General features: G+C 75.2%; 21 protein-coding genes and 1 pseudogene. 12 read left to right on the top strand and 10 right to left on the bottom strand.

The window, feature by feature from the left end; all coding sequences use genetic code 11:
• Positions 1–8 precede the first annotated feature (8 nt).
• From ABZ885_RS02470 to ABZ885_RS02460, 3 genes are all read left to right on the top strand, one after another.
• Positions 9–1,199, top strand: a complete 1,191-nt coding sequence (locus ABZ885_RS02470; protein WP_360182447.1) for a cytochrome P450 — start codon at positions 9–11, stop codon at positions 1,197–1,199.
• A 263-nt stretch (positions 1,200–1,462) separates the two neighbouring features.
• Complete coding sequence (locus tag ABZ885_RS02465) at positions 1,463–3,169, top strand: NAD(P)/FAD-dependent oxidoreductase (protein ID WP_360182444.1); 1,707 nt, start codon at positions 1,463–1,465, stop codon at positions 3,167–3,169.
• On the top strand, positions 3,166–4,224 hold the full coding sequence (locus ABZ885_RS02460) for an NADP-dependent oxidoreductase (RefSeq protein WP_360182441.1): 1,059 nt from the start codon (positions 3,166–3,168) through the stop codon (positions 4,222–4,224). Before ABZ885_RS02465 ends, ABZ885_RS02460 begins: the two co-directional genes overlap by 4 nt.
• Before the next feature lie 51 nt (positions 4,225–4,275).
• Here ABZ885_RS02460 and ABZ885_RS02455 read toward each other — a convergent pair whose 3' ends face one another.
• Positions 4,276–4,851 (bottom strand): TrmH family RNA methyltransferase, encoded by a 576-nt coding sequence (locus ABZ885_RS02455; protein WP_360182438.1) that lies wholly within the window; start codon positions 4,849–4,851, stop codon positions 4,276–4,278.
• Positions 4,848–5,489: a methyltransferase gene (locus ABZ885_RS02450; protein WP_360182435.1), complete on the bottom strand. Its 642-nt coding sequence runs from the start codon at positions 5,487–5,489 to the stop codon at positions 4,848–4,850. Before ABZ885_RS02450 ends, ABZ885_RS02455 begins: the two co-directional genes overlap by 4 nt.
• 257 nt (positions 5,490–5,746) lie before the next feature.
• Here ABZ885_RS02450 and ABZ885_RS02445 point away from each other — a divergent pair, with 257 nt between their 5' ends.
• Positions 5,747–5,944, top strand: a complete 198-nt coding sequence (locus tag ABZ885_RS02445; protein WP_360182432.1) for a hypothetical protein — start codon at positions 5,747–5,749, stop codon at positions 5,942–5,944.
• A 21-nt stretch (positions 5,945–5,965) separates the two neighbouring features.
• On the opposite strand, the gene ABZ885_RS02440 is transcribed toward ABZ885_RS02445, so the two are convergent.
• Together ABZ885_RS02440 and ABZ885_RS02435 are read right to left on the bottom strand one after the other, a co-directional pair.
• On the bottom strand, positions 5,966–8,593 hold the full coding sequence (locus ABZ885_RS02440; protein WP_360182429.1) for a lysylphosphatidylglycerol synthase transmembrane domain-containing protein: 2,628 nt from the start codon (positions 8,591–8,593) through the stop codon (positions 5,966–5,968).
• An 88-nt stretch (positions 8,594–8,681) separates the two neighbouring features.
• Positions 8,682–9,443 carry an SDR family oxidoreductase gene (locus ABZ885_RS02435; protein WP_360182426.1) on the bottom strand — a complete coding sequence of 254 codons (762 nt, stop codon included), beginning with the start codon at positions 9,441–9,443 and terminating at the stop codon, positions 8,682–8,684.
• A 168-nt stretch (positions 9,444–9,611) separates the two neighbouring features.
• Here ABZ885_RS02435 and ABZ885_RS02430 point away from each other — a divergent pair, with 168 nt between their 5' ends.
• From ABZ885_RS02430 to ABZ885_RS02410, 5 genes are all read left to right on the top strand, one after another.
• Positions 9,612–10,502, top strand: a complete 891-nt coding sequence (locus ABZ885_RS02430; RefSeq protein WP_360182423.1) for a helix-turn-helix transcriptional regulator — start codon at positions 9,612–9,614, stop codon at positions 10,500–10,502.
• Positions 10,503–10,619: 117 nt separating this feature from the next.
• Positions 10,620–10,886, top strand: coding sequence for a UBP-type zinc finger domain-containing protein (locus ABZ885_RS02425; RefSeq protein ID WP_360182420.1), 267 nt, complete (start codon positions 10,620–10,622; stop codon positions 10,884–10,886).
• A gap of 171 nt (positions 10,887–11,057) precedes the next feature.
• The gene (locus tag ABZ885_RS02420; RefSeq protein ID WP_360182417.1) at positions 11,058–11,330 is read left to right on the top strand and encodes a hypothetical protein; all 273 of its coding nucleotides are present in this window, start codon (positions 11,058–11,060) and stop codon (positions 11,328–11,330) included.
• Positions 11,331–11,545: 215 nt separating this feature from the next.
• A complete protein-coding gene (locus ABZ885_RS02415; RefSeq protein WP_360182414.1) occupies positions 11,546–12,787 on the top strand; it encodes a serine hydrolase domain-containing protein in 1,242 nt (413 codons plus the stop codon).
• Between the two features lie 70 nt (positions 12,788–12,857).
• The gene (locus tag ABZ885_RS02410) at positions 12,858–13,865 is read left to right on the top strand and encodes a sigma-70 family RNA polymerase sigma factor (protein ID WP_360182411.1); all 1,008 of its coding nucleotides are present in this window, start codon (positions 12,858–12,860) and stop codon (positions 13,863–13,865) included.
• Positions 13,866–13,937: 72 nt separating this feature from the next.
• Here ABZ885_RS02410 and ABZ885_RS02405 read toward each other — a convergent pair.
• A pseudogene (locus ABZ885_RS02405) lies at positions 13,938–14,147 on the bottom strand (hypothetical protein); the annotation flags it as partial.
• Positions 14,148–14,256: 109 nt separating this feature from the next.
• Here ABZ885_RS02405 and ABZ885_RS02400 point away from each other — a divergent pair.
• On the top strand, positions 14,257–14,748 hold the full coding sequence (locus ABZ885_RS02400; protein WP_360182408.1) for an NUDIX hydrolase: 492 nt from the start codon (positions 14,257–14,259) through the stop codon (positions 14,746–14,748).
• A gap of 101 nt (positions 14,749–14,849) precedes the next feature.
• On the opposite strand, the gene ABZ885_RS02395 is transcribed toward ABZ885_RS02400, so the two are convergent.
• From ABZ885_RS02395 to ABZ885_RS02375, 5 genes are all read right to left on the bottom strand, one after another.
• Positions 14,850–15,599, bottom strand: a complete 750-nt coding sequence (locus tag ABZ885_RS02395) for a Clp protease N-terminal domain-containing protein (RefSeq protein WP_360182405.1) — start codon at positions 15,597–15,599, stop codon at positions 14,850–14,852.
• A gap of 144 nt (positions 15,600–15,743) precedes the next feature.
• Positions 15,744–16,190 carry a GNAT family N-acetyltransferase gene (locus tag ABZ885_RS02390; protein ID WP_360182402.1) on the bottom strand — a complete coding sequence of 149 codons (447 nt, stop codon included), beginning with the start codon at positions 16,188–16,190 and terminating at the stop codon, positions 15,744–15,746.
• Between the two features lie 104 nt (positions 16,191–16,294).
• On the bottom strand, positions 16,295–17,032 hold the full coding sequence (locus tag ABZ885_RS02385) for a tyrosine-protein phosphatase (protein ID WP_360182399.1): 738 nt from the start codon (positions 17,030–17,032) through the stop codon (positions 16,295–16,297).
• 170 nt (positions 17,033–17,202) lie between these two features.
• Positions 17,203–17,916 carry a VC0807 family protein gene (locus tag ABZ885_RS02380; RefSeq protein WP_360182397.1) on the bottom strand — a complete coding sequence of 238 codons (714 nt, stop codon included), beginning with the start codon at positions 17,914–17,916 and terminating at the stop codon, positions 17,203–17,205.
• A 161-nt stretch (positions 17,917–18,077) separates the two neighbouring features.
• Positions 18,078–18,773, bottom strand: coding sequence for a hypothetical protein (locus ABZ885_RS02375; protein WP_360182394.1), 696 nt, complete (start codon positions 18,771–18,773; stop codon positions 18,078–18,080).
• Positions 18,774–19,125: 352 nt separating this feature from the next.
• Here ABZ885_RS02375 and ABZ885_RS02370 point away from each other — a divergent pair, with 352 nt between their 5' ends.
• Together ABZ885_RS02370 and ABZ885_RS02365 are read left to right on the top strand one after the other, a co-directional pair.
• Positions 19,126–20,007 carry an RNA polymerase sigma factor gene (locus ABZ885_RS02370; protein ID WP_360182483.1) on the top strand — a complete coding sequence of 294 codons (882 nt, stop codon included), beginning with the start codon at positions 19,126–19,128 and terminating at the stop codon, positions 20,005–20,007.
• Positions 20,004–21,011, top strand: a complete 1,008-nt coding sequence (locus tag ABZ885_RS02365) for a hypothetical protein (RefSeq protein ID WP_360182391.1) — start codon at positions 20,004–20,006, stop codon at positions 21,009–21,011. The genes ABZ885_RS02370 and ABZ885_RS02365 overlap by 4 nt, the downstream gene beginning before the upstream one ends.
• Positions 21,012–21,231 lie beyond the last annotated feature (220 nt).

Below are 21,231 nucleotides of genomic sequence, written 5' to 3'. Positions count from 1 at the left end.
ACCGCCCCATGCTCAGGCAGCGCCAGCCGCTGGCCTACCCCTTCGAGCCGCGCGGGCTCGAACTGCACCCCCACTACGCCGAGTTGCGCGAGCAGCCGCCGGCCAGGGTCCGGCTGCCGTACGGTGACGGCGCCTGGCTGGTGACCCGCTACGAGGACGTCCGCACGGTGCTCGCCGACCCGCGCTTCAGCCTCGCCGAGGCGATGGGCCAGGACCAGCCCCGGATGCGGCCGGTCGCCCGGACCGGCGCCGGCCTGTTCTCCACCGAGCCGCCCGAACACACCCGGCTGCGCTCGCTGGTGGCCCGGGAGTTCAGCGCCCGGCGGATCGAGCGGCTGCGCGCCCGGGCCCGCGAGCTGGCCGGCGAGCTGGTGGACGCCTTCGTGGCCGTCGGCCGGCCGGCCGACCTGGTCGAGGACTTCGCCATCCCCATGCCGACCACCATCATCTGCGAGGTGCTCGGCATCCCCGCCGAGGACCACCGGATGCTCTGGGACTGGGCCGAGACGGTGCTCTCCGCCGTCACCCCCGCCGAGGTGCTCGTGGCCGAGGGGCAGGCGTTCATCGCCTACATGGCCGGCGTGCTGGACCTGCGCGGCCGCGAGCCCGGCGAGGACCTGCTCACCGTCCTGGTCCGGGCCTGCCGCGAGCAGGGCCTGATCACCGAGGAGGAGCTGCTCTCGATCGCCTGCGACCTGCTGATCGCCGGCTTCGTCTCGACCACCAACCAGATCGGCAACTTCTTCCACCAACTCTTGGTCAACCCCGCCGAGCTGAAGCGCCTCCGGGAGTGGCCCGAGCTGATCCCGAAGGCCGTCGAGGAGCTGATGCGGTACGTGCCGCTGCTCACCGGCTTCAGCCTGCCCCGCTACGCCACGGCCGACGTCGGGCTGGGCGGGGTGACCGTCCGGGCCGGCGACGCGGTGATGATCGCCACCGCCGCCGCCAACCGCGACCCGGAGGTCTTCGAGGACCCGGAACGCCTGGTGCTGGACCGCCCGGGCAACCCGCACATCGGGTTCGGCCACGGCGTGCACTACTGCATCGGCGCCCACCTGGCCCGGCTGGAGCTGCAGGTGGCTATCGAGACGGTGCTGGACCGGCTCCCCGGCCTGCGGCTGGCCGTCCCGGAGGACGAACTGCGCTGGAAGGCGGACGCCATGGTGAACGGCCTGCAGGCGCTCCCGGTCGCCTGGTGACCACCCCGCCGACCACCGCGACGGCCACGGCATCGGCAACGGCCACGGCCACGGCAACGGCAAGGACGAGGACGACGAGGAAGGCCACGGATTTGGCACGGGACACCGCAGCGCGGGGCGCCGCGACGGCCGACGCCGCGACGCATGACACCCCGGCGCACGACGCCGCGACACGCAGGGCTCCGGCCCGGAAGGCGCCGCCCCGGAAGGCACCGCCCCGGGACACACCGCCCCGGGACACACCGGCCGCACGCCGGGAGAGCATGATCATCATCGGTGGCGGCCTCGGCGGCCTCTCCACCGGCTGCTACGCCCGGATGAACGGCTACCGCACCCGGATCTTCGAGATGCACGAGATCCCCGGCGGCTCCTGCACCGGCTGGGACCGCAGCGACTTCACCTTCGACTGGTGCATCAGCTGGCTGCTCGGCAACGGCCCGGGCAACGAGATGTACCAGATCTGGCTGGAGCTCGGCGCCCTCCAGGGCAAGGAGATGCGGCACTTCGACGCGTTCAACATCGTCCGCGGCCGGGACGGCCGGGCGGTCCACTTCTACTCCGACCCGGACCGGCTGGAGGCCCACCTGCTGGGGATCTCCCCGGTCGACGCCGTCCCGATCCGCGAGTTCTGCGACGGCATCCGCACCTTCCGCAAGGCGCTGGCCGTCTACCCGTTCCTCAAGCCGGTCGGGCTGATGGGCCGGGTCGAACGCTGGCGGATGCTGGCCTCGTTCCTCCCGTACCTCTCCACCATCCGCAGGTCGATCACCGTGCTGATGACCGATTACGCCAGGCGGTTCCGCGACCCGCTGCTGCGCGAGGCGTTCAACTTCATCCTCTACGAGAAGCACCCGGCCTTCCCGGTGCTGCCGTTCTACTTCCAGCTCGCCGCGCACGCCAACCGGGCCGCCGGGGTGCCGGAGGGCGGCTCGCTCGGCCTGGCCCGGTCGGTCGAGGAGCGCTACCGGAGGCTCGGCGGCGAGATCACCTACAACGCCAAGGTCGAGGAGGTCCTGGTCGAGGACGACCGGGCGGTCGGCGTCCGGCTCAGCGACGGCCGGGAGTACCGCGCGGACATCGTGGTCTCCGCGGCCGACGGCCACACCACGGTGATGAAGCTGCTCAAGGGCCGCTACCTCAACGACACCTACCGCAGGCTCTACACCTCGCTGATCGACGAGCCGGGCCAGCTGTCGCCCGGCTACGTCGCGCTCTTCCTGGGCCTGCGCCGGCCCTTCCCGGAGGGCGACCCGTGCACCACGTACCTGCTGAGCGAGCGGGAGTCCGCCGGCCTGACCGGCATCCGCTGCCCCAGCATGAACGTGCAGTTCCGCACCCGGCACTACCCGGAGCTGGCGCCCCGCGACTCCACCGTGGTGTTCGCCACCTACTTCTCCGACATCGCCCCCTGGCGGGCGCTGCACGAGGGCCCGGAGCAGGCCTCCCGGGTCCGGCGCGGCGAGGAACTGCACACCCTGCCGGTCAAGCACGGCCGGGAGTACACGGCGGCCAAGCGCAGGGTCCGGAACGGCATCGTCGCCTTCCTGGACGAGCGCTTCCCCGGCTTCAAGGAGGCGGTCGCCGTCGCGGACGTCTCCACCCCGCTCACCCAGGTCCGCTACACCGGCGTGTACGACGGCACCTTCCCGGGCTGGAACCCCTTCGTGGAAGGGGCGGAGACCATGGAGAAGGAGATCAAGAAGCGCGGCCCGGTGCTCCCCGGGCTGGCGAACTTCTACCTCTCCGGGGTGTGGGCCACCATCGGCGGGCTGATCCGGGCGGCCGCCGCCGGCCGGCACGTGATGCAGTTCGTCTGCCGGGACGACGGCCTGGAGTTCACCGCCGGGACCGACCCGGACGCGCCGCCGCCCACCCACCTCGTCCTCCCGGTCGGCCGGCCGACGGAACTGGCCGAGCTGGTCGAGGAGATCCCGTCCACCAGCACCGCACCGACAGGGGCCCCGGCATGAAGATCGAGAAGTGGGTGGTCCGCGAGCACCTCGACGGGGTGCCGGACGTCAACCGGATCTACCGGAAGGTGGTCGAGGAGGTCGAGATCAGCCTCCGCCCGGACGAGATGCTCCTCCGGACCAGGTACGTCTCGGTCGACCCGTACCAGAACGGCCTCGCCCTGGAGACGCCGGTCGGCGACCACATGGGCGCCGACTCGGTCATGGAGGTGCTGGAGGCGGGGCCGGAGGCGGCGTTCCGGGTGGGCGACCTGGTCCAGGGCTTCGGCGGCTGGCGCAGCCACGTCGTCCACAACGGTGCCGAGGAGGTGTGGAGGACCGGCGCCTTCCCGATGGTCTTCCCGGCCTACCGGCGGCTCGACCCGGCCTGTTACGACGACCGGCTGCCGGTCTCCACGGCGCTCGGCGTCATGGGCGCCCCCGGCATGACGGCCTGGGGCACGCTCACCACGTTCCTGGCCGTCCGCCCCGGCGACACCGTGGTGATCAGCGGCGCCTCCGGTTCGATCGGCACCCTGGTGGGCCAGCTGGCCCGGCGCGCGGGCGCCGGCCGGGTGGTCGGCACCACCGCGTCACCGGGCAAGGCCGGGTACCTCAAGGAGCTCGGCTTCGACGAGGTGGTGCTGTACGACCAGGCGGACGACGCCGGCACGGCCCGCGAGGCGCTGCTGCACGCCGCCCCCGACGGGATCGACCGTTACTTCGACAACCTCGGCGGGACGATCACCGACGCGGTGTTCACCATGCTCAACGTGGACAGCCGGGTGGCCGTCTGCTGGCAGTGGGCGACCACGGTGAACGGTGAGCTGACCGGGCCGCGGCTGCTGCCGTACATCATGTTCCCGCGCACCACGATCCGCGGGATCTTCGCCCAGGAGTGGTTCACCGGGCCGCGGCTGGCGGCGATGCACGCAGAGCTCGGCGGGCTGGTCCGGCGCGGCGAGATCCGCTACGACCAGACCGTGCACAAGGGCTTCGACGCGATCCCGCAGGCCTACCGGAGCCTCTACCTGGACCGGGAGGCGAACCGGGGCAAGGTGCTGGTCGAGGTGTGAGCCGCGCCGGCCGGCGGGAGGGACGCGAGGCCCCTCCCGCCGGCCGGCCGGTCACTCGTCGTCGAGGTCCAGGCCGCCGGCGTCACTGCCGTCCGGGGTGCCGCTGATCGCGTACCCCTGGCGGCGCGCCTCATAGCAGGCCACCGTCGCGGCGGCGGAGACGTTCAGCGAGCCGACCCGGCCCAGCTGCGGGACGAACACCACCTGGTCGCAGAGGCCCAGCGCGTCGGGGGTGATCCCGCGGTCCTCGTGGCCCAGCACGAAGGCGACCGCCGGGGTCAGCTCGGCGGCGAACATCGGCAGCGCCTCGTCCGCCAGCTCCAGCCCGACCACCTTGAAGCCGTCGGCCTTGGCGGAGGCCACCGCCTCGGCGACGGTCGGGAACTGCTCCACCTTGAGGTACTTGTCGGTGCCCATGGCGGCCTTCTGCGCGCCGGCCGAGCGCACCGACGGGGTGTCGCCGGTCAGGTACAGCTTCTCGGCGCCCATCGCGGCGGCGGTCCGGACCACCGAGCCGACGTTGAACGGCGACTGCAGGTTCTCCAGGATCAGCGCGAGCCGGAACTCGTTGCTGCGCCGCCACGAGCGGTGCAGCCGCTTCAGTTCGGTCCCGCGGAGCTGCTTCACGACGTCGTACCTCGTCCACTCTCGGGGCCCTCGCCCTCCGGGCGGGGCCGCGCTTCCAGAATCCGGAACCCGTTGACCGACGTGACCCGGGTGGTCGGGTAGCCCTGCTCGTTCAGCCACTTCTGCAGCGAGTCCGAGCCCAGGTTCTTCTGCACCACCAGGAACGCCGAGCCGTCCGGGGTGAGCCGGCCGAGCCACTGGTGCAGCAGCCGGCGCAGCGCGCCCTTGCCGATCCGGATCGGCGGGTTGGAGTAGATCGCCGCGAACCGCAGGTCCTCGGGGACGTCCTCCGGCAGCACCGCCTGCACGTTGCCCAGCCCGAGCGCCTCGGCGTTCAGCCGGACCAGCTCCAGGGCGCGGGTGTTCACGTCGACGCCCCAGACCGGCAGCCGCTTGCGGCGGGTCGCCCAGGTCAGGGTGATCGGGCCGTAGCCGCAGCCGACGTCCAGGATCGGGCCGCGGACCCGCGGCGGCGGGGCGTGCTCCAGCAGGATCCTGGTGCCCGGGTCCAGCCGGCTGCGGGAGAACACCCCGGCGTCGGTGGTCAGTTCCAGGGTGAGGTCCGGCAGGGTGACCGTGATCGGACGGCGCTCGCTGGCGACCTCGGGTGCACCGGAGAAGTAGTGCGAGCCGGACATGATTTCCCCGTCGTTCGTAAGGGCTTCGGGGCCACCGGGTGGGTGTGGGTAAGCCCTGCTGGTACGCGACTGATCGTACCCCCGGCGGCCGGGCCCCCGTTTTCCGCGCCTGCCGGGGCCGTCGGACCGGCTCCGGCGGGGGCTCGGACAACACGCCGAGCGGCGGTCGGCGCATCGCGCCCCGGCGGCCGCGGACGGATACTTCCAGTACCCCCTGACGTGCCCGTGGGCGCCTCCGAGCAGCGAGGACGGATGCCATGCCGCAGAATCACGAGGAGTATCTGATCGACGAGGTCGACGAGGCGGTGGCGCCGGACGACACGGCCGAGCAGGACGACGAGTACGACGAGCTGGCCGAGCGCCGGGCGCTCGGGGCCGACCCGGCGACCGAGGTGGCGGACGTCGCGGAACAGAGCAGGGTCGTGCAGCTCGACGAGGACGAGTACCGGGAGTAGCCCGGCGTTCCGGGACCGGTCCTACAGCGCCCCGCGCCGCTGGAGCCAGGCGAACGCCGCCCAGCCCGGCAGCACCGGCAGCACCAGGGTCAGCAGGCGGTAGAGCGCGACGGCGGCCAGCGCGCCGCCCTCCTCCATCGACGCGGTGTGCTCCAGCAGCGTCACCAGCGCGCTGTCCACGGCGCCGGCCCCGCCCGGGGTCGGCGCCGCGTTGCCGACGGCGTTGCCGATCAGGAACACCACCGCCACCGAGGCGAAGGCCGGCTCCCGGCCCACCGCCCGCACGCAGCTGTACAGGCAGGCGACCAGGCAGAGCGAGACCAGCAGCTGGCCGGCCAGGCCCACGGCCAGCCGCCCGGGGTTGCGCAGCAGCTCCAGCAGCCGGGGCAGCACCTCGGAGGTCAGCGGCCGCAGCCGGGCGGCCAGCCAGCGGCGGGCGGGCGGCACCGCCGAGACCACGGCGAGCAGCACCGCGGCCCCGGCCAGGCCGCTCACGACGGCCGGCAGCGCGTCCAGCTCGGAGCCGCCGGGTTCGAGGTCCAGCAGGTAGACGAAGGCGCCGAGCTGCAGCAGGTGCAGGGTCAGGCCGAAGATCTGGCCGACGCCGACGCTGGACAGCGCCTGGGCGGTCGGCAGGCCGGCCCGCTGGAGGAAGCGCGTGTTCAGGGCCACCCCGCCGACGCCGCCGGGCGACACCAGCTTCACGAAGGAGCCCGCGACCTGGGCGAGCACCGCGTGGCGGAAGTTCAGCCGCTCCGGCACGAAGCCGACGAAGCCCATCGCGGCGGTGAAGTGGCTGGCGGTCGCGGCGACCAGGGCGAGCGCCAGCCAGAGCGGGTCGGCGTCGGCGACGGCGGCGATCGGGTTCTGCTCGCTCGCGAACAGCTGGGGGAGCAGCAGCCAGCCGGCCACCACGCCGCCGCCGACCGCCATCAGCGTGCGGGGGCGCAGCCGCTCCAGCTTGACCGGCCGCACCGGCGCCTGCGGCTGGGTCCGCAGGACCTCGGCCCGGATGGCGTCCAGCAGCTCGGCGGGCGGTGCGGCGGGGGCCTGATCGGCGGCCTGATCGGGGGCTGACCCGGGTCCCGGCTCGGGTCGGGCGGTTGCCGTGCCGGCGGGCGCGCCGGCGGGCGCGCCGGCCGCACGGGCGGCCGCGGCGGCGCGCTTGAGGTCGGTCCGGGTGGTGCGGGCCAGGGCGATGGGCTGGAGCAGCGGGAGGGCCGCGCCGACGGCGTCCCGGCCGAGCACCGCCACCGCGGTCCGCACCGACCGCTCGGCACCGGTGCGGAGCGCGAGGGTGGTGAGCAGCTGGGCGATGTCGCAGCGCAGCACCAGGTCGCTCGCCGCGATGTCGCCGTCCGCGAGGTCGACCAGGTGCACCGCGCCGGCCTCGTCGACCAGCAGCGCGGAGGGCACCAGGGCCCGGTGCGAGATCTCCCGCCGCTGGAGCAGCGCGAGCTGGGTCCAGGCGTCGGTGAGCAGCTCGTCGGTCAGTTCCTCGTCGGCAAGTCGGTCCAGGGTGCGGCCGGGCAGGTACTCGTAGGCGACCAGGGCGGTGTCGCGGCCGAGCTCGGCGGTGGCGGCGATCCGGCGGGTGCGGACGCCGGCGGCGACGGCCGCGTACGAGACCAGGGCCTCGTGCTCCAGCCCGGTGCGCAGCGAGCGCAGGGCCCGCGGGTGCGGGGCGGTGCGCAGCCGCAGCCGGCGCCAGGCGCGCTGGACCAGGGCGGCGGTGACGGCCTGCCGGTCGAGCAGCTGGACGTCGAGGTCGGGACGGCCGGCCTCCTGGCGGACCAGGTAGCGGTCCGGGCCGACGCGGTGCGCGGCGGCCGGGCGCAGCCCCGCCTCGCGCAGGGCGCGCAGCAGCTCGGCGGGCCGGGGCCGCGGGTCGGGGGTGCCGACCGCGTACCGGGTGCCGTGGGCCGCGGTCCAGCCGATCAGCAGGCCGAGCAGCAGCGCGGTCGGGGTGGCGTACCCGGAGGAGAGGCCGGCGAGCGCGGAGACGGCGAGGGCGATCCGGGGCACCCGGCGTTCGCGGGCGTCGGAGGCGATGAGGAAGGCGAGGACCGGGGCCAGGTAGCCGTAGACCGGCTCGGTGTGGACGAGGCCGTCGCCGGGGATCCGCCGGCTGAGCGCGGCGACCAGCGAGACGGGGGCGGCGCCGTCGAACCAGAGGTCCAGGGCGAGCGAGCAGCCGTAGGCGAGGACGGCGGCGAGCAGCCCGTCGGAGAGGTGCTGGAGGGTGCGCCGGCGGTCGGGTGCCCGGCTGAGGAGCCGGCGGGCCGCCGAGTACGCGGGGACCAGCAGCAGGGCCGCGGTGGAGAGGCCGCCGGCGATCCCGCCCAGCGGGTGCGGTACCAGCCGGGCGGCCTGGCCGACGTCGTCGGCCAGGCCGACGGTGGTGGCCCGGGCGTAGTCGGCGAGCAGCAGCGTCAGGGCGATCGCGACGAGGCCGGCGAGGAAGGCGAGGAGCGCGACCGGCTGGCGGACCCGGCCGGTGCCGGAGGGGCCGGCGGCCGCGGGGGTGGTGTCCGGGAGGCCGGCGTCGTCCGGTATGTCCGGTGGTGCGCCGGGGCCGGCCTGCCCGGGTATGCCGCCCGCCCGGGCACCGCCCGTGTCGCTGTCCGTTCTCCCCGTTGCTACCGCCACGGATGGCATGCTCCCACGACGCCTCCCCGGCCGGCCGGGGAACCCGCGGGCGAACGGGTTCCCCGCCGGCCTCGCAGCCGCCCCGGGGTCAGGCCTGCCGGGTGGGCAGGGCGACCAGGTGGCGCAGGTTGACGTGCCGGGGACGGGTGACGGTGTAGCCGATCAGGTCGGCGATGTCCTCGGCGGTCAGTGCGGGGATCGCGGTGAACATCCCGCCGAGCTGCTCGCGCAGCACCGGGTTGTCGATGTGGCCGCCCAGCTCGGTGTCGGTCAGCCCGGGCTCGACCGCGCTGACCCGGACGTCGAGCGGGCCGAGCTCGGAGCGGAGCGCGGCGGAGAGCTGGGTGAGCGCGGCCTTGGTGGCGCCGTAGACGGCGTAGTCGGGGAAGACGACGTGCGAGGCGATCGAGGAGACGTTGACCAGGTCGGCGGTGCGGCCCTCGGCGGCGGCCGCGGTGAGGTCGGCGGTGAAGGCGCGGACGACCCGCAGCGCGCCGGTGAGGTTGGTGTCGATCATGCGGGTCCACTCGTCGACCCGGCCGTCCGCGAGCGGGTTCGGCAGCATCACGCCCGCGTTGTTGACCACCAGGTCGACCGGCCCGTACGCGTCGTGGACGGCCTTGGCGGCGGCGTCCACCGAGGCCTGGTCGGTGATGTCGGTGGTGACGGCGAGCGCCCGGCCGCCCGCGGCGGTGATCTCGGCGGCCAGGGCGTCCAGCCGCTCGGTGCGGCGGGCCAGCAGGGCGACCGCGGCGCCGCCGGCGGCGAGCAGGCGGGCGGTGGCCGCACCCATGCCGCTGGCGGCTCCGGTGACGACGGCGGTCCGGGCGGCGAGGGCGGGGTAGCTCATCTTCGGCTCCTGGGAAGGGGTTCGCGGGGCTGACGGGAACGACTCTGCCCGCGCCGCGCCCGGCGGCCCAGGGCTGCGTCCTTCCCGGGAAACGGCAGCCCGGGAAAGCCCGTCCTGGGACGGGCGTTACCACCCTCGCGCCCGCGGTCCCGGTCTACGCTGCCGGTCATGGAGAACACCGTCGGGGACTTCCTCCGCTCACGCCGCGCCCGGATCCTGCCCGAGGAGGTGGGCCTGCCGTCGAACGGCCGCCGCCGGGTGCAGGGCCTGCGCCGCGAGGAGGTGGCCCAGCTCGCCGGGGTCAGCGTCGACTACTACGTCCGGCTGGAGCAGGGCCGCGGCGCCAGCGCCTCGGACGCCGTGCTGGACGCGGTGGCCCGGGTGCTCGGGCTGGACGAGGTCGAGGCCGCGCACCTGCGGTCGCTGACCCGGCCGCCCCGGCCCGCCGCCGCGCCGCGCGGCCGCCAGCAGGTGCGGGAGGGCACCCGGCTGCTGCTGGACCTGATGCCGGTGACGCCGGCCTTCGTCCTCGGCCGCCGGATGGACGTGCTGGCCTGGAACGCGCTCGGGGACGCCGTGCACGGGTTCTCGGCCCGCGCGTCGTCCGGCGAGGTCAACGCGGCCCGGCACGCCTTCCTCGACCCGGCCGCCCGGGAGTTCTACCCGCAGTGGGAGGCGGTCGCGGCCGAGACCGTCGCCTATCTGCGGCTGGACGCCGGCCGGTACCCGGAGGACGCCCGGCTGGCCGCGCTGGTGGGCGAACTGTCGGTGCGCAGCGAGGAGTTCCGCCGGCTCTGGGCCGACCACCAGGTGCGGGAGAAGACCCACGGGGTCAAGCTGATCCGGCACCCGCTGGTCGGTGAACTGGACCTGGGCTACGAGACGCTGGCCGTCAACGGCTCCGCCGACCAGCTGCTGGTGGTCTTCACCGCCCCGCCGGACTCGCCGACCGCGCAACGGCTGGCCCTGCTGGCGAGCTGGACGGCCGGCGGGGCGCCGGGCGGCACGCGGGAGCCGGCCGGACCGGCGGTCCCGGACGCGTCCGCCGCCACGGACTGACCGCCGCCACGGACTGACCGCCGCCACGGACCGACCGGCCCCGCGGACCGACCGGCGCCGGTCCGCGGGGGCGTGTCTTGGGCCGCGGGCCGGGCCGGCCGTCACTACCCTGCGTCCATGAGCGCCTGCGAAGACCTCACCGCGGCACCCCGGGACATCGAGCCCCTCGCGCCGACGGACGGCTGCGCCGACTGCCTGGCCCAGGGGCGCCGGGACTGGGTGCACCTGCGGGTCTGCCTGGACTGCGGCCACATCGGCTGCTGCGACTTCTCGCCGCAGCGGCACGCCACCGCGCACTTCCACAACAGCTCCCACCCGGTGATCCGTTCGTACGAGCCGGGGGAGGACTGGCGCTGGTGCTACGTCCACGAGGTCATGGGCTGAGGTGTCACGGGCCGAGGGCGGGGCGTGCGGGCCGGGGCCGTGTCCGGTTTCCGGGACGCCCCGGGTGGCAGGGCGGGTCGGGTGTAGGGCGGCTAAAATCCGGACATAACGCCCGTGCGGCCCTCCCGGCCGACGCCTGTGCGGCCGGAGACCGCCGAAGGGAGGCCGACGATGACCAAGCTGGCACCGAGCAGTACCCGCAAGCTCCGCCAGGGCACCCAGGAACTGCTGGAGCGCCGCGGCATGGCGATGAGCCCCAGACCGATGCCACCACGCCTGCGCACCAACGCCCCGCCCGCCTCCGGCGGCACGTCCGCGGGAGGCGACGCCTTCCGGCACGGCGGCCGCGACGTCGAGATGGCGGGGATGCGCTCGGCCCCGGCGATGCACGCCGAACTGAAGGGGCACCGCCACCGCGGCGCGGAGAAGCACTCCGCGCACTGAGCGGACCCCGGGCCGCCGAGGGGCGGGGGCGGAGGCGCCCCCGCCCCTGACGCCTGCTCAGGAGCCGGCTCCGGGCTGCCCCGGGGTCGGCTCCGGGGCGCGTGGGGGGCCGCCCCGGATGGCCGGAGCGCCGTACTCCGACAGGCTCGTTCCCGTGAACGGCACGGCCCAGCGCGGGCCGCGCCCCGGACGAGCCACCGTGGGAGAGCAGCCCGATGAACACCCCTCAGCGCGCACGCCGTTGGACCACCCTCGCCGTCGCCGGCGCACTGCTGGCCGCGGTCGGCGCGGGCGTCGCGACGCCCGCCCTGGCGGCCGACCGCCCCGCGGCCGGCACGGGTCCGGCCGCCGGCCTCCGCCCGGTCGCCCCGCTGGACCGGGCGGCCATGGCGAAGACGCTGGCCGGCCTGCCGAGCGACGGCATCCTCGGCGCGCTGGTCCGGGCGGACGGCCGGGGCGGCCGGTGGACCGGCACGGCCGGGGCGGACGTCCCGGCGGACGCCCGGTTCCGGATCGGCAGCATCTCCAAGGTCTTCACCGCCACCGTGGTGCTCCAGCTCGCCGCCGAGCGCAGGCTCGACCTGGACGGCACCGTCCAGCAGTACCTGCCCGGGCTGCTCCCGGCTTCGTACCCGCCGGTCACCGTCGGCCAGTTGCTCGACCACACCAGCGGTCTGCCGGGCGGCGGCGGTCTGACCTCCGGGGACGGCACCGAGGGCTGGTTCGCCGCGCACAAGGCGGACTCCTGGACGCCCGCACAGGTGGTCGCGGACGCCGTCCGGCAGCCGATGGGCTTCGCACCGGGCACCGCCCAGCAGTACAACGGCATCAACACCTTCGTCGCCGGGATGGTGGTCGAGAAGGTCACCGGCCGGACCTTCGCCCAGGAGGTGCAGGCCCGGATCGCCCGCCCGCTCGGCCTGCGCGATACCGTCGTCCCGGACCGCGACGACGTCACCCTGCCCGGCCCGCACGCGCGCGGCTCCGTGGACGTCCCGGGCCCGGACGGCACGAAGCAGCGGGTGGACGTCACCGAGCAGAGCCCGTGGCCGTGGGCGGAGGGCGGCATGATCTCCTCCGCCGCCGACCTGGACCGGTTCATGACCGCGCTGCTCCGCGGCCGGCTGCTGCCGCCCGCCCAGCAGGCCGAGCTGTTCACCGTCCCGGACGTGCCCAACGTGCACAACAAGAACTGCGAGATCGGCCCGACCGCCGGCCACGCCTGCTTCAGCAAGGGCCTGATGAGCGCCACCCTGCCCAACGGCGTCGTGGTCTGGGGCAAGACCGGCTCCCGGCCGGGCTACTCCAGCGCCGTCTTCGCCACCCGTGACCTCAGCCGCAAGGTGGTCGTGTCGCTCAACCCGACGGACGTCTCCGGCCACGAGTTCCCGAAGATGTGGGAGATCGTGACCACCGCCTTCGGCTCCGGCCAGACGTACGGGACCCGGTCGGAGTAGTGCCGTTGTCGGAGGCCTGCGGTACGTTCGGGATGATCGTTCGTTCGGGGGCAGCACACGGGGGCGCGGCATGGCCGACCTGATGACGGAGGAACCGGTCGAGCTCCAGCTGGAGCGGTACCGGAGGGAGTTGACGGGCTACTGCTACCGCATGCTCGGCTCGGTCTTCGAGGCCGAGGACGCGGTGCAGGAGACGATGGTCCGTGCCTGGCGCGGCCACCGGGGGTTCGAGGGCCGGGCGGCGCTGCGCTCCTGGTTGTACCGGATCGCCACCAACGTCTGCCTGGACGCACTGAACGGCCGCAACAGCAGGGCCCGTCCGATGGACCTGGCCGGCCCGTCCACCGTGGCGACCGCCTCCGAGGCTCAGCTGCCCGAGGTGAGCTGGATCGGCCCGGCGCCGGACGGCCGGGTCCTGCCCGAGACGGGGGACCCGGCCGAGGTGGCCGCGCAGCGCGAGTCGGTCCGGCTGGCGTTCGTCGCCGTGTTGCAGCGGCTGGCGCCCCGGCAGCGGGCGGTGCTCATCCTGCGCGAGGTGCTGGGCTGGAAGGCCGCCGAGGTGGCCGAACTGCTGGGCGTCACCGTGGCGTCGGTCAACAGCGCGCTCCAGCGGGCCCGTGCGGTGCTCGCCGCGGACGCCCCGGCGGCCCGGCCGGTGAGTGCGCTGGACGAGGACCACCGGGCGCTGCTCGCCCGCTACGTCTCGGCCTTCGAGGCGTACGACATGGAGGGGCTGGCGGCGCTGCTGCACGAGGACGTCACGCTCAACATGCCGCCGTACGCGATGTGGCTGCAGGGGCGGGACGAGCTGCGCGCCTGGATGCTCGGCCCGGGGTGCGGCTGCCGCGGGTCGCGGCTGGTTCCGGTGCAGGCCAACGGGGTTCCGGCGTTCGGGCAGTACCGGCCGAGCCCGGCGGGCGGGTACGAGCCGTGGGCGCTGATCGTGCCGGAGGTGTCAGGGGGCCGGATCACCGGGCTCACCAACTTCCTCGACACCGACGCGCTCTTCCCGCTCTTCGGCCTCCCGCCCCGGCTCGAAGCCGGGCAGCCCGGAGCCGGGCAGCCCGGAGCCGACTAGCCCGGCTTCGGGCAGTCCGCAGCCGGGTGGGCCGGCCTCGTCGGCCGGCAGCACGCAGCCGAGGCCGCTGAACGCGAGCAGCTCCCGCAGGGGGCCGCTCGCGTTCGTCAGGTGCACCCGGACGCCGTGCCGGGCGGCGGCGAGCCGGAGCCGGGCCAGGGCGTCCACAACGGCCAGGTCGGGAGCGGTGAGCGCGCCGACGTCACAGGTCAGACGGGGCTCGACGGGGGTTTCTCGGCTGGTGTCCACGGAGGTTGGACCGGCGCGGAGGGCCCGGCTCATCGGCCCGTCGGCGGATTTCCGGAAAACCCTCCGGCGGGAGGCGGCCCCGGCCGCCGGCCCGGGGGGTGGCAGAGTGGGCGCAGTTGCCCCTGCGCCGGAGGAGGACCGCGTGTCGGCCGAGCCGTTGAAGTCCAAGGAAGAGTGGCTGGCGTCCCTGCCACGGGTCTACGCGGCCGCCGGCTGCGTCCTGCGGGACACCTCGGGGCGGATCCTGATCGTGAAGGCGGGGTACCGGGAGCACTGGCAGTTCCCCGGCGGCACGATCGACCTCGGCGAGGGGCCGGCCGAGTGCGCGGCGCGGGAGCTGACCGAGGAGACCGGGCTGGTCAGGCCGGCCGGCGACCTGCTGGCCATCTCGTGGACCCACCCGTCCGGCGAACTCGACCACCCGGCCGAGCACTTCCTCTTCGACTTCGGCACCGTCCCGGACGGCACCCCCGTGACCGTCCCGGCCGGTGAGCTGGACGACTTCCGCTGGGCCGCGGACGAGGAGGCGCTCGAACTCCTCGGGCCGGCCCGGTTGTTGCGCCTGCGGGCGGCGATGGAGGCGGCCGCCGACGGGCGGGTGCGGATCATCACGACCCACGTGTCCGGCTTCTGAGCACAGCGTCGCGGTGAGCACGGCGTCGACGGTGCTGCGGGGCGCCGGAAGGCCGTTGCCCCGCAGCACCGGTGACGCCGCCCCGGAGCGGCGCGCCCGGCTCAGGCCGAGGAGTCGGCACGCGCCGCGATGTACGCGGCGACGGCCTCCGCGGTGAAGGTCTCGGCCTCGGGCTTGTCCACGCCGAGGTCGGCCAGCACGCCCGCGCCGTTCTCCTGCTCCAGCAGCGCCAGCAGGATGTGCTCGGTGCCGACGTAGTTGTGTCCCAGCTTGAGCGCCTCGCGGAAGGTCAGCTCCAGCACCTTCTTGCCCTCGGCGTCGTAGGGGATCAGCCCGGGCACGTCCCCGGTGGCGGCCGGCAGGACGGCGGTCGCCGCCTCCCGCACGGCGGCCGGGGTGACGCCCTGGGCCGCCAGCGCCTTGACGCCCAGGCCCTCCGGCTCGGCGAGCAGGCCGAGCAGGAGGTGCCCGGTGCCGATCTCGGCGTTGCCGGCCGCCCGGGCCTCCTCCTGCGAGGCCATCACGACGTGCCGGGCCCGCGCGGTGAACCGGCTGAAGCCGTGGCTGGGGTCGAGGTCGGCGGGCGTGCCCGGGTCCTTGGGGACGAACCGCTTCTGGGCGGCCTGCTTGCTGACGCCCATGCTGCGGCCGATGTCGGTCCAGGATGCCCCGGAGCGGCGGGCCTGGTCGACGAAGTGGCCGATCAGGTGGTCGGCCAGCTCGCCGAGGTGGTCGGCGGCGATGACCGCGTCGGAGAGCTGGTCGAGTGCGTCGGAGTGGACGTTCTTGATGGCCTCGATCAGATCGTCGAGGCGCAGCGGAGTGGTCTTGGGAACGATCGGATTCTCCATGCGTCAACCGTAGGTTGTCGACCCGAGGGTCGTCAACCATCAGTTGACGATAGTCCGGATTGAGGTCCGGGGCGTTCCGGCCGGACGTTCCTTCCCCGGGCGCGGCGCCCGGTTCCGGTGTCCGCCCCGGGCCCAACCGGCTTGTCAGAGCGCCAGTTTGAACCCGTCGTGGCTGCGCGCGAAGCCGAGCGAGGCGTAGAAGCGGTGAGCGTCGGCGCGGCGCTTGTTGCTGGTGAGCTGGACCAGCGTGCAGCCGCGCTCCCGGGCCCGGCCGATCGCCCGGGTCAGCAGCTCGCGGCCGAGGCCGGCGCCCCGGCGGTCCGCGCGGACCCGGACCGCCTCGACCAGTGCGCGCTCCTCGCCGTGCCGGCCGAGCCCGGGGATGTAGGTGAGCTGGAGGCAGCCGAGCACCGTGCCGTCGCCCTCGTCCAGCACCATCAGCTCGTTGCGGGCGTCGGCGTCCACGGCGGCGAAGGCGCGGGCGTAGGCCTCGTCGACCACCACGGTGGCCGGGTCGACCACCCGGTCCTCGTCGGCGAGCAGGGCGATGACGGCGGGCAGGTCCCGGCGGGTGGCGGTACGGAAGATCACGCGCGCAGTCTGCCAGGCCGGGGTGCCGGGGTGCCGGGGTGCCGGGGTGCGGGGTCGACCGGGGCCGGCCGACCGGGGTCCGGCGGGCGGGCGGGCGGGAGCGGTCAGGCGCCCCGCAGCCGGGTGCGGACGGCGGCCAGGGCGGCCGGGTCGACGCCGGCGGCGCGCAGGTGGCCGACCAGGTCGAAGCCGTCGAGCGCGGCGTGCACGGCGGCCTCGGCGGTGGTGCCGGCCTCGGCGAGCACCGCGTCGATCCGGCGGTACTGGTCCGGCAGGCCGAGCATGCCGTAGAGCGGGCGGACGTTGGGCCCGCTCAGCAGGTAGTCGGCGACGATCTCGGCCGGTTCGGCGCCTGCGAGGGCGAGCAGCAGGAGGGCGGCCAGTCCGGTGCGGTCGCGGCCGGCGCCGCAGTGCACGACCACGCCGCCGGGGCGGGCGCCGGCGACGGTGGTGACCAGTTCGGCGGCGGCGTGCGGGCAGTGGTCCAGGTACGGGCGGAACGCGAGCGGGGTGCCGTCCAGCCTTCCGTGCGTCTCCCACCAGGCGGGGCCGGCCAGTTCGTCCAGCGGGACGCGGACCAGCTCGACGCCGCCGGGGAGCGGGAGGAGCGGCTTGTACTCCTCGGCGTTGCGCAGGTCGACGACGGTGCGTATGCCGTGATCGAGGAGGGCGTCCCAGCCCTCGGCGGTGAGGCGGTCCAGGTTGTCGGCCCGGACGATCGCGCGGCGGGCGGTGCGGGCGCCGTCGGTGGTGCGCAGGCCGCCGAGGTCGCGGACGTTGAGGCAGCCGTCCCAGACCAGGGTGCGGTCCTCGGTGGTGGTCGGCGTGTGCGTCCGGTTCATCAGGATCCCCGTTTCTTGCCGGGGGCCCGTTACCCCCTCGTTATCACGACTTCCGGGGCGGCCGGATGGTTCCTCGGACGGGCGACAGACCGTCAGGCGACCGGGCGGGCGGGGCGACAGACCGTCAGGCGATCAGGGCGGGCGACCAGGCGGGCGGGGCCGGCCGGGCGTCAGCAGGCGGACGGCTCGGCGGTCTCGGCGCCGATCAGCTTCTCCATCGGGTCGGCGGCGATCTGGCCGAGCACCGAGCCGACGACGAGCGCCGCCACCAGGAACACGGTGGAGAGCCAGGCCATGGTGGAGACCGGCAGGGTGAAGGCGCCGGCCACCCGGGCCGCGCACTCGGTCAGCAGGGCGGTGCCCCAGATGGCGGAGAGCATCCGCTCGTGGCGGTGGAAGGCGCGGGACCCGGCCGCCCGGCCCCCGGCGAGCCGCTGCCAGGCCGCGGAGCGGGCCTGGTCGCCCCTGGTCAGGAAGGGCATCACCACCGGGGTCATCAGCGGCCGGCCGATCAGCGCGGAGACGAGGATCGCCAGGGCGAGGCTGCCGCTGAGCGCACCGTCCTTGGCGAGCATCAGCCGGGCGTCGCCGGTGACGGTGGTCAGCGCCAGGCCGATGACGTTGACGCCGAGCATCATCGAGGCCCAGAGGTTGAGCCTGCGCTCGCGGACCAGGCCGACCACGGTCCGCACGGCCGGGACGGCCCCGCTCCAGGCGAGGGCGGCGAACTCGCTCATCCCGAAGGCGGAGTGCAGCAGGTAGTAGCCGCCCAGCGGGACGGCGACGTCCAGGAGGAGCGGGCGGAGCGCGGACCCGGCCTGGCCGGGTGCCCCGGCGGCCTTGACGGTGGTGACGGGGGCGGGGGCGCTGACGGTCTGGCTCACGGTGGGATCCTCCCCGGACTGGCTGCTCGTCCGCGGGCCGGTGCCCGCGTCGTGCCGCCAGTCTTCCGGACCGGTCCTCCGTCAGAGCAGTGCCGTCCGTTGCGGGATCCGCATGACGGTTGTCACGGTGGGCGCCGTGACACCGCCCCCCGCCTGCGGGTTCACCGGCCGGGCCGGTCGAAGGACCAGAGCTCCCGGCCCAGCGTGTCCAGACAGCGCACCGCGTGGAAGCGGTGGTCCTCGGCGGAGAGGAAGCCCTCCGAGACGCCCTCCAGGACGGTCCGCGCGACCGGGTCGGCCCGGGTCCAGGCGCCGGTCAGGACGAGCCGCTTGTCGGCCAGCTCGGCGCGCTGGATCCGGGGCACCGCGACGGCCAGCAGGGCGGCGTTCACCTGCTCCAGCTCGGCGGGGGAGAGGTACGTCTCACCGGTGCCGGCGCGGTCCCGCTCGACCCGGCGGATCAGTTCGGGCAGGCCGTAGTGGCGGACGGCGGCGACCGAGTCGTCCAGCGCGACCAGCCAGCGCGGGCCGGGCAGCACCTCCCACCAGACGTCCTCGCCGACCGGCAGCACCTCGCCGATCCGGGCCCGCCAGGCCTCGACGCCGTAGACGGCGCGCGGGTCGGGGCGCAGGCCGGGGAAGCCCGCGGCGGTCCAGTCCGTTTTGCGGACCAGGCTGAGGTCGAAGGTGAAGCGGACCCGGCCGTCGACGGGCTGGTCGACCAGGCCGAGCAGCGCCCAGTGGGTCTCGTCGGGGAGGCTGAACGTCCGGCGCCACCCGGTGAGCCCCAGTGCGCGCAGTGCGGGCGCGAGGTGGTCGCGCAGGCCTCTCGCGTAGTACTCGCGGGCGGTCGTCATGGCGTTCTCATCCCTCATGGGGGTCATGCCCGGCGGGGCGGCGGGCACTCGTCCGGGACGGCGGGGCGGCCGGGGGCACGGCCGGGGCGCGTCGGGGCGCGGCTCGCGCCTGGGGGCGGACACGAGTGGCGGGGCCGACGGAGCGGGCGGCTCCGTGGGGACCGCCCGGCCGCTTTCCACCGTACGGAGCGGGTGCCCGGTGCGGCCGCGGGCGAAGGCCAGCGGGCCGCAGGACCAAGGACCCGCCGGTGTCCGCCCTTGGTCCGGACCTGCCCGGCGGAGGAAGCTGCGGCCGGCCGGGGCCGGGGCGCCCGCGGCGTCGGCGAGTCGGACGGAGTCGCCCGGATGGCGCATCATGTGGCGGGTGCAGAGTGCAGAACGCCCCGGAGCGGGCACCGACAGGCCCGGCGGCCCGTCCGGACCGGTACCGAATTCAGGCCCCCCGTCCGCCCCGCCCACCGGTCCGGGCGGCGCCCCGGCCGATCTGTCCGAGGCGGTGCGGGCCGCGCAGAACGGCGACGAGGAGGCGTTCCGGCTGCTGTTCCGCAGCGTCCAGCCGGGACTGCTCCGCTACCTCCGGGTCCTGGTCGGCGGCCGGCCCGAGGACGTCCAGGACGCCGAGGACATCGCCTCCGAGGCCTGGCTGCAGATCGCCCGCGACCTGAGCACCTTCTCCGGCGACGGGGACGGCTTCCGCGGCTGGGCCGCCACCGTCGCCCGCAACCGGGCGCTGGACCACCTGCGGGCCCGGCGCCGCCGCCCGGTCGCGGACCTGCCGTTCGAGTACCTGTCCGAGCTGGCCGCCGGAGACGACACCGCGGGCGCGGCCCTGGCCGCCGTCGGCACCTCGGACGCGCTGGCGCTGATCTCCCGGCTGCCGCGCGACCAGGCCGAGGCGGTGCTGCTGCGGGTCGTGATGGAGCTGGACGCGGAGAGCGCCGCGCAGGTGCTCGGCAAGCGGTCCGGCAGCGTGCGGATGGCGGCCCACCGGGGGCTGCGCCGGCTGGCCAAGCTGCTGGAGCAGACCCTCCCCGGCGGGGTGGGGATCCCGGCGCAGCAGCCGGCGACTGGGCCGACCGGGCAGCCGGTCCAGCCGTCCGCGGGACGAGCCGGTTCGCGGGGTGCTCCGGGCGCCCGCAGAGCCGCCGACCGGGGGGCCGGAAGAACCGAGAAAAAAAATTCTGCGCAGGGTGTGACAGAACGCCGGGCCGCGACGCTGAAGGACATGAGATGAGCACCAACCGATCCCGCCGGATCGACCCCGACACGGCCGAGCAGCTGCTCGGCGGCGCCGTGGGCGGACCGTCGGCCGGGCAGGAGGCCTCGCTCACCGGACCGGACGCCAGGACCGGGCACACGGCAGTGGCCCACGTGCTGGCGGCCGCCGCCGCCCCGGCGGTGGCGGGCGAACTGGCCGGGGAGGAGGCGGCCCTGGCCGCGTTCCGGGAGGCCCGTCTCGCGCCCGTCCCTGCTGTATCCGCTGCACCCGCAACCGTCCGGAGGCGATCGATGGCAACCGCCACGCTGGCCAGGGCCTTCAGCACGAAGGCCGCTGCCGTCGTGCTCGGCGCCACTGCGCTCGGCGGCGTCGCGGTCGCGGCCGGTACGGGCAACCTGCCGTCCCCGCTCGGCGGGTCCGGTGGGCCGGACCACCAGCCGGCCGTGGCCGGCACGTCCGCTCCGGCGGCCGGGTCCGGTACGCCGGGCACCGCCTCGGGAGCGCGGCAGCCCGGCTTCGGGCCGTCCGCCGGCGCGTCGCCGTCCGCGGATCCGTCGACCGGGGCGGCGAAGCCCTCGTCGCCGGGTGCCCCGGCCTCCGGCGAGGCCAGGGGCGGGCCGGTTCCGAGCGCCATGGTCGCCCTCTGCCGGGGGTTCTCCGACCGGACGGGCAAGGGCGAGCGCCCGCGCACGCTGGTCGCGGACCCGCAGTTCGGCGCGCTGGTCGCGGAGGCCGGCGGTCCGGACAAGGTGGAGGAGTACTGCCGGGAGACCCTCCGGCGGGCGGCCGACGACGACCGCCAGGGAGCCACCCCGCAGCCCCGCGGCAGCAACGACGGCAACAACGGCAGCACGAACGGCAACGCCAACTCCGGCGGCGGTGGTGACGGCAGGAACGGCGGTACCGGTGGCAGGCCCACGGCGGGCACCCCGGCCGTGCCCGTCGCACCGACGCTCCCCGAGATCCACCCGAAGCCGGACCACACCGACAAGCCGGCCGACGCCTCGCCCAAGAGGTAACCCCCAGAACTCCGGATGGGCGGCGGGCGAATCCCCCCGGGCCCGTCGTCCATCCGGACCGAACCACCCGTAACACCAGCACCACCCGTAACACCAGCACCACCCGCTCCACCCACAGACCCCGGGTGGCCGGCCGGCTCCCCCGTGCCCGCCGTCCACCCGGCCGGCCCCGGCCGGACCGGCAGGCGCACCCCGGACGCGCCCCCGTTCCGGCCCGGGA

Origin of the sequence: Kitasatospora sp. NPDC047058 (assembly GCF_040643935.1) — a bacterium.
Lineage (GTDB): Bacteria > Actinomycetota > Actinomycetes > Streptomycetales > Streptomycetaceae > Kitasatospora.
Note: the sequence above shows the minus strand (reverse complement) of the source record. Positions and strands in the feature narration are given on the sequence as shown.